The organism is Allostella sp. (assembly GCF_041913585.1).
GTDB lineage: Bacteria > Pseudomonadota > Alphaproteobacteria > ATCC43930 > Allostellaceae > Allostella.
In genome coordinates this window covers 1-4878 of sequence record NZ_JAYSFE010000206.1, presented here as the reverse complement: position 1 = coordinate 4878, position 4878 = coordinate 1, and the positions used below count along the sequence as shown (strand labels likewise).

5 protein-coding genes and 1 pseudogene are annotated in these 4878 nt (G+C 70.1%); all 6 read left to right on the top strand.

What is annotated here, in order from left to right; all coding sequences use genetic code 11:
• The first annotated feature begins 36 nt into the window (after positions 1 to 36).
• Positions 37 to 780 carry a phytanoyl-CoA dioxygenase family protein gene (locus tag ACE3Q3_RS22870; protein WP_374449923.1) on the top strand — a complete coding sequence of 248 codons (744 nt, stop codon included), beginning with the start codon at positions 37 to 39 and terminating at the stop codon, positions 778 to 780.
• A gap of 44 nt (positions 781 to 824) precedes the next feature.
• Entirely contained in the window at positions 825 to 1583 is a 759-nt protein-coding gene (locus tag ACE3Q3_RS22865; RefSeq protein WP_374449921.1) for an ABC transporter permease, read from the top strand.
• A gap of 5 nt (positions 1584 to 1588) precedes the next feature.
• Positions 1589 to 2353: an ABC transporter ATP-binding protein gene (locus ACE3Q3_RS22860; protein ID WP_374449925.1), complete on the top strand. Its 765-nt coding sequence runs from the start codon at positions 1589 to 1591 to the stop codon at positions 2351 to 2353.
• 4 nt (positions 2354 to 2357) lie between these two features.
• Positions 2358 to 3503 (top strand): Gfo/Idh/MocA family protein, encoded by a 1146-nt coding sequence (locus tag ACE3Q3_RS22855; protein ID WP_374449919.1) that lies wholly within the window; start codon positions 2358 to 2360, stop codon positions 3501 to 3503.
• A 31-nt stretch (positions 3504 to 3534) separates the two neighbouring features.
• The gene (locus ACE3Q3_RS22850) at positions 3535 to 4698 is read left to right on the top strand and encodes a dihydrodipicolinate synthase family protein (RefSeq protein WP_374449916.1); all 1164 of its coding nucleotides are present in this window, start codon (positions 3535 to 3537) and stop codon (positions 4696 to 4698) included.
• Positions 4698 to 4878: pseudogene (locus tag ACE3Q3_RS22845) on the top strand (sugar phosphate isomerase/epimerase); the annotation flags it as partial. The gene ACE3Q3_RS22850 and the pseudogene ACE3Q3_RS22845, both read left to right, overlap by 1 nt.

Below are 4878 nucleotides of genomic sequence, written 5' to 3'. Positions count from 1 at the left end.
TTAAGTAACCATCTGGTTACTCCTGGGGAGGAGAGGATGGCCTTGTCCGACGTCGAGCGGCGCTTCTACGCCGCCGCCGGGCACCTGACCGTGCCGGCCGTGTTCCGGCCGGACGAGATGGATGCCGCGATCGCCGACGCCGAGGCGTGGGGGGAGAGCTTCCTCGCCGACCTCGCGCCCGACCAGCGGCGCTGGTATGTCGACGGCGGGGTCAAGGCGCGCACGGTGCTGCGCAAGCTGGACAACCCGCACCATGCCCGGCCGGCCTTCCGCCGGCTCGCCGGCGACCCCAGGCTGGTCGCCCTGGTCGAGGAACTGATCGGCCCCGGCGTCGCCGTCTATTTCAGCCAGATCTTCTTCAAGCCGCCCGAGGGCGGCGGGCCGAAGCCGATGCACCAGGACAATTTCTACTTCGGCCCGGCCGACCCGGAGCGGCTGGTGACGGCCTGGGTCGCGCTCGACACCGCCACCGTCGACAATGGCTGCCTGCATTTCGGCGACGGCAGCCATCGCCGGCCGCTGCTGCCGCACATGGCGCCCGCCAACGAGCCCTTCAACCTGCAGGTGCCGCCCGACATCGCCGCGACCATCGAGATGACGCCGGCCCCGGTGCCGAAGGGCGGCGTCTCCTTCCACCATGGCGGCACCCTGCACCAGTCCGGCGCCAACCGTTCGACCCGGTGGCGCCGCGCCGTCGCCTTCCACTATGTTGGCGCCGGCAACGCGTTCACCCACCCCGCCCTTCCCTACGACGAGGCGGCGTTCGTGCGCGTGAGCTGAGGCCGGAACGGCGCGGGAACGATCAGGCGGGGGACGGGCGGAGCATGAGCGGCGGCGCGTGGCGTATCGGGCTGGCGATCCTGGCGCATGTCCTGGTGATCGCCGGCTGGCACTTCTTCGTCGTCTGGGGCGAGGTGCCGCGGTTCGTCATGCCGACGCCGTGGGACACGCTGCAGGCGCTGGTCGCCGGCGACTATCCCTGGTGGTCGAACATCCGGGTGACCGCGATCGAGATCTATGGCGGCTACGTGCTGGCCGTCGTCCTCGGCGTCGCCGCCGCCCTCGTCTTCACCTGGTCGCGCACGGTGGAGGCCGCGGTCATGCCCGTGCTCATCACCTTCAACATGATCCCGAAGGTGGCGCTGGGCCCGCTCTTCATCGTCTGGTTCAGCTACGGCGTGGTGCCGAACGCGCTCATCGCCTTCTCGATCGCCTTCTTCCCGATCGTGCTGACGACCGCCCGCGGCCTGCGCGAGGTCGAGCCCGACCTGATCGACCTCGTGCGCTCGCTGCGCGGGTCGAAATGGCAGATCTTCACCAAGATCCAGCTCCCGGGCGCGCTGCCCTACATCTTCTCGGGCATGAAGGTCGCCGCCATCCTGGCCGTCGCCGGCGCCATCGTCGGCGAGTTCCTCGGCTCCGACAGCGGCCTCGGCTACCTGATGCTGCAGGTCCAGGTGACGCTCGACACCGCCGCCATGTTCATGGCGGTGACGCTGATCAGCCTGCTCGGCGTGCTGCTCTACGGCCTGGTGGTGGTGCTGGAACGCATCTTCGTCGTCCGCGACGCCCGCGTGTCGTGACCGCCATGGCCGAGCCCTTCATCCGCCTCGCCGGCGTGCGCAAGGTCTACCGCTCGCGCGGGGCCGAGTTCCTCGCCGTCTCCGAGGTCACCTTCGACGTCGAGCAGGGCGAACTCGTCACCATGGTCGGCCCGTCCGGCTGCGGCAAGTCGACCCTGCTCAAGATCCTGGCCGGCCTGCACCCGCACGACGCGGGCGAGGTCCGGATCGGCAGCAGGACCCAGCCCTTCGACCCCGGCCGCGACATCGGCATGGTCTTCCAGCAGGCCCTCCTGCTGAAATGGCGACGCATCGTCGACAACGTGCTGCTGCCGGCGGAAATCCTGGGCCTGCCGATGCAGGCGGCCAGGGGTCGCGCCCGCGACCTGCTGGCCATGGTCGGGCTCGCCGGCTTCGAGGACAAGTATCCCTACGAGCTCTCGGGCGGCATGCAGCAGCGCGCGGCGATCGCCCGCGCGCTCGTCCACGACCCCAAGCTGGTGCTCATGGACGAGCCCTTCGGCGCGCTCGACGCCCTGACGCGCGAGAAGATGAACCTCGAGCTGCTCCGCATCTGGCGCGAGAGCGGCAAGACCATCCTCTTCGTCACCCACGGCATCGCCGAGGCGGTGTTCCTCGGCACCCGGACCGTCGTCCTGACCGCCGGCCCCGCCCGCATGGCCGACCATATCCGCATCGACCTTCCCCACCCGCGCACCCTCGACATGAAGACCAGCCCGGCCTTCGGCGAGTACTCGCGGCGGCTCTATCATCTCCTCGGCATGGAGTAGCGAGATGGCGACCAAGCGCCTCGGCATCATCATGAACGGCGTCACCGGACGCATGGGCACCAACCAGCACCTCGTGCGCTCGGTGCTGGCGATCCGCCGCGAGGGCGGCGTGGCCCTGGCGGACGGGACCCGGGTGATGCCGGACCCGATCCTCGTCGGCCGCAACGCCGCCAAGGTCGAGGCGCTGGCCAAGGCGCACGGGGTCGAGCGCTGGACGACCGACCTCGACGCCGCGATCGCCAACAAGGACGACACGCTCTTCTTCGACGCCGCCTCGACCAACATGCGCGCGGCCCTGATCCGCAAGGCGATCGCGGCCGGCAAGGACATCTATTGCGAGAAGCCGACGGCCGACAGCCTGGAGGACGCGCTCGACCTCCATGCCCGCGCCGAGGCGGCCGGCGTGCGCCACGGCGTCGTCCAGGACAAGCTCTGGCTGCCCGGCCTGCGCAAGCTCAAGATGCTGATCGACAGCGGCTTCTTCGGCCGCATCCTCTCGGTCCGCGGCGAGTTCGGCTACTGGGTCTTCGAGGGCGACTGGCAGCCGGCGCAGCGGCCGTCCTGGAACTACCGCGCCGCCGACGGCGGCGGCATCATCCTCGACATGCTCTGCCACTGGCGCTACGTCGTCGACAACCTGTTCGGCGAGGTCCGGAGCGTCTCCTGCCTCGGCGCGACCCATATCCCGCAGCGCTGGGACGAGAACGGGAAGCCCTACGACTGCGACGTCGACGATGCGGCCTATGCCACCTTCCAGGCGGGCGACGGCGTCGTCGTGCAGATCAACAGCTCGTGGGCGACGCGCGTGCGCCGCGACGACCTCGTCACCTTCCACGTCGACGGCACGCTGGGCTCGGCGGTCGCCGGGCTGACGCGCTGCTTCACCCAGGCGCGGGTGAACACGCCCAAGCCGGTCTGGAACCCCGACGTGCCGCAGGCGATCAAGTTCTTCGACACCTGGCAGGAAGTGCCGGACAACCTCGTCTACGACAACGCCTTCAAGGTCGAGTGGGAGCTCTTCATCCGCCACCTCTTCGACGGCGGCCCCTTCCCGTGGAACCTGAAGGCGGGCGCCAAGGGCGTGCAGCTCGCCATGCTCGGCCTGCAGAGCTGGCGCGAGCGGCGCTGGATCGACGTCCCGGCCCTCTGACCCCCGTCTCCGGATAGAGGAGGTTTCCTCCATGCCGACCCTCGACCTGCCGACCGCCGGCGGCGGCCTCGCCCGCTACACCACCGGGACGCCGCGCCAGTTCCCCGACCGCACCAACGTGCCCTTCAACCGGGTCGCGCTCGCCGCCGCCCACGTCGTCGCCGACCCCAGGGCCGAGCACGACCCGTGGATCGAGACGGCGATCGACTGGGACCGCACCATCGCCTTCCGCTCGCGCCTCTGGGACCTCGGCCTCGGCGTCGCCGAGGCGATGGACACCGCCCAGCGCGGCATGGGCCTCGACTGGAAGACCTCGCTCGAGCTGATCCGGCGCTCGGTCGCGGCCCAGTCCGGGCGCCAGGGCGCCGTCATGTTCTGCGGCGCCGGCACCGACCATCTCGCCGCCGGCCCGTCGGTCGGCATCGCCGACGTCATCGCCGCCTACGAGGAGCAGGTCGGCCAGGTCGAAGCCGCCGGCGGCCGCATCATCCTGATGGCGAGCCGGGCGCTCGCCGCCGCCGCTCGCTCGCCCGACGACTATCTCACGGTCTACGGACGGGTGCTGCGGCAGACCAAGGAGCCGGTCATCATCCACTGGCTGGGCGAGATGTTCGATCCCGCGCTCGCCGGCTACTGGGGCCATGCCGACCATTGGCAGGGCATGGAAGTGTGCCTGGAGATGCTGCGGGAGAACGCCGCCAAGGTCGACGGCATCAAGATCTCGCTCCTCGACAAGGACAAGGAGATCGCCATGCGCCGCCGTCTGCCGGACGGCGTGCGCATGTACACGGGCGACGACTTCAACTACGCCGAGCTGATCGACGGCGACGAGCAGGGCTATTCGGATGCGCTGCTCGGCATCTTCGACGCCATCGCGCCCGCCGCCTCGGCGGCGCTGGCGGCGCTCGCCAACGACCGCAAGCAGGATTTCCACGACATCCTGGCGCCGACGGTGCCGCTGTCGCGCCACATCTTCAAGGCGCCGACCCGCTTCTACAAGACGGGCGTCGTCTTCATGGCCTACCTCAACGGCCTGCAGGACCATTTCACGATGGTCGGCGGGCAGCAGAGCGCGCGCTCGATCGGCCACCTCGCCGAACTGTTCCGGCTCGCCGACAAGGCCGGGCTGCTGCGCGATCCGGACCTCGCCGCCGACCGGATGCGCCGGGTGATGGCCGTCCACGGGATCCAGTGATGGCGCTCGATTCGAAGCAGCTCTCCCTCAACACGGCGACGGTCCGCGAGCGCTGGAACCTCGCCCAGGCGATCGAGGGCTGTGCCCGCCACGGCATCGGTGGCATCGCGCCCTGGCGCGACAAGGTGGCCGAGCTCGGCCTGGAAGAGTCCGCGCGCCGCATCCGCGACGCCGGCCTCA

Bases quoted from the DNA above. Each gene is read 5' to 3' on its own strand.
- ACE3Q3_RS22870 (WP_374449923.1), top strand. From the start codon at position 37: ATGGCCTTGTCCGACGTCGAGCGGCGCTTCTACGCCGCCGCCGGGCAC.
- ACE3Q3_RS22865 (WP_374449921.1), top strand. From the start codon at position 825: ATGAGCGGCGGCGCGTGGCGTATCGGGCTGGCGATCCTGGCGCATGTC.
- ACE3Q3_RS22860 (WP_374449925.1), top strand. From the start codon at position 1,589: ATGGCCGAGCCCTTCATCCGCCTCGCCGGCGTGCGCAAGGTCTACCGC.
- ACE3Q3_RS22855 (WP_374449919.1), top strand. From the start codon at position 2,358: ATGGCGACCAAGCGCCTCGGCATCATCATGAACGGCGTCACCGGACGC.
- ACE3Q3_RS22850 (WP_374449916.1), top strand. From the start codon at position 3,535: ATGCCGACCCTCGACCTGCCGACCGCCGGCGGCGGCCTCGCCCGCTAC.